General features: G+C 55.0%; 2 protein-coding genes and 1 pseudogene. All 3 read right to left on the bottom strand.

Features of this window, described 5'->3' with window-relative positions; genetic code table 11:
- Positions 1–197 (bottom strand): annotated as a pseudogene (locus EIEH_RS20115) (hypothetical protein); the annotation flags it as partial.
- A gap of 227 nt (positions 198–424) precedes the next feature.
- A complete protein-coding gene (locus EIEH_RS17750; protein WP_041730556.1) occupies positions 425–691 on the bottom strand; it encodes a hypothetical protein in 267 nt (88 codons plus the stop codon).
- Positions 688–1,800: VENN motif pre-toxin domain-containing protein (locus EIEH_RS10735; protein WP_035609520.1), on the bottom strand; the 1,113-nt coding region annotated here is incomplete at its 5' end. The genes EIEH_RS17750 and EIEH_RS10735, both read right to left, overlap by 4 nt.

Genomic DNA, 1,800 nt, shown 5'->3' on the forward strand with positions numbered 1-1,800 from the left:
CTCTCCTGACCGGCCGCGCTGGCAATGGCCGCGCCGTCCAGCTGGGTATGATTACCCACGGTGATATCAAAGCCACCGGTACCGGCAAAGATGCCGCTCTGGCTCTCCACCGAGGCATAGTCGCTGTGCATCTTATCGCGGCTGGCGGCGATACCCAGAGAGCCATTGCCGAAGCCGATGCTCCCCCCGGCGCTAGCTCCTGCATCTATCAGGTTGGTTGTTGCTGCTGCTCCCGGTAATAATGGTTATACCATTGCACTACCCATCGCAGCTACTGCCAATTGGCAGGATACGGGAGTGTTTCCACTACAGGGCTCTTTAATTGTGGACTGAGTTCCCGACTCGTAGTTTTCGACTGTCCTGGCTCCTGCTTATTTACAGCGGAAATAATATCCCCCAAAGTATTACTCTCCACAATAACTCGTTACTCTTTGGATGGGGAGCGCTTTTCTTTGCGTGCTTTTATCCAAGACATAAACCAAATACCTATTCCTGTGGGTATGCCAGTAGCTATTCCTGCTTTAACTGAGTAAAGAACGTCATCTTCCCAACTAAAAATGAATTTACCATTTTTAAGAAAAACCAAGATCGCTGCACATAAACAAGCTAATAGCGCAACTCCGATCAGGATAAGAACGCAATAACAAATTAAAACAAAATTTAGTTTTACGCCAACTGTCTGTATTTTCATTTTTCATCTCCAGACTCATTAAGCTTATTCTGAACTTTACCACCAACTATTTCACTAGAAAGCGAACCACCAATGTTACCTATCGTTTCTGCTACACCATTTGAGACGACTGGTTTCAGCTGCTCGGTAACAACCTTACCGGCTACACTACCCACCGCTGAACCAATTCCAGCCCCGATCATCGCATTGGTCGGATCTTCTCCTTTGAGCGTACTGCCAACATAGGCACCACCAACGCTAATCCCTCCAGTGAGCACCGGACCTTTACCTTGTGTCAGTGCCCCGGCTCCTATCGCGATCAACGCATCAGTATAGCTAAAGGGCTTGTCACCATTCATCGTAAGCTGAGTACTGATATTCGCTGCACCACCGATGGCACCACCGGTAGCAGCGGCTCCAGCGCCAACGGCTGCACCGGTTCCCATGGTGGCTGCGGTACTCATCATCAATGCCCATTTCTTCACCAACTCAGTAGCGGGTTGCGGTGCACCAGTTCCCAGTCCTCTCGCCAGCTCACTTTGTGCCTGGGCTATCTCTGCCGCTGAAGCTCCATTCTGCGCCATAAACTGCCCCAGCGAGGACGATGCCTGTCCGTAGTCCATCAGCCCCGATGGCAGGCTCAGCGCATTATTCTCAGTCGTCGTCTTACCCGACTGTGCGCCGGCGAGCGCGGAGGCCCCTGAGTCGCCCACCAGTCCACCGGCCAGTCCGGCGGCGACGGTGGCCAGTGTTGAAACGGTCTGTTTCTCGCTTTCGCTGAGCTCAGCGACCGGTTTCTGGTATATCTCCGTGGCCAGCATGCCGACGATTTCGCCGGTGGCCGCACCCGCGGCTCCGGCAAGGGCGTTATTCCCCTGTGCCGCGGCCAGCGCCGCGTTTACCACCGCATGGGCCGCCACGTTGGCAGCCTTATTGACCTCTCCGCTGAGCGGATCAGTGGTCATCGCTTTCACCATTTCGGCAATATACGGCGCCGCGCCGCCCGCCAGCGCCGCCTGCAGGTTGTCGCCCGCCAGCCCCTGTACCGCCGCCGTGGCCGCCTGAATCGCCTGCTGGTATTGCCCTCCGGTGCCAAACCCCGAATCGCGCATGCCGGTGTTATACGCCCA

The sequence above is a fragment of the Edwardsiella ictaluri ATCC 33202 genome (genome assembly GCF_000264785.1).
Taxonomy (GTDB): Bacteria; Pseudomonadota; Gammaproteobacteria; order Enterobacterales; family Enterobacteriaceae; genus Edwardsiella; species Edwardsiella ictaluri.

Bases quoted from the DNA above. Each gene is read 5' to 3' on its own strand.
- EIEH_RS17750 (WP_041730556.1), bottom strand. From the start codon at position 691: ATGAAAATACAGACAGTTGGCGTAAAACTAAATTTTGTTTTAATTTGT.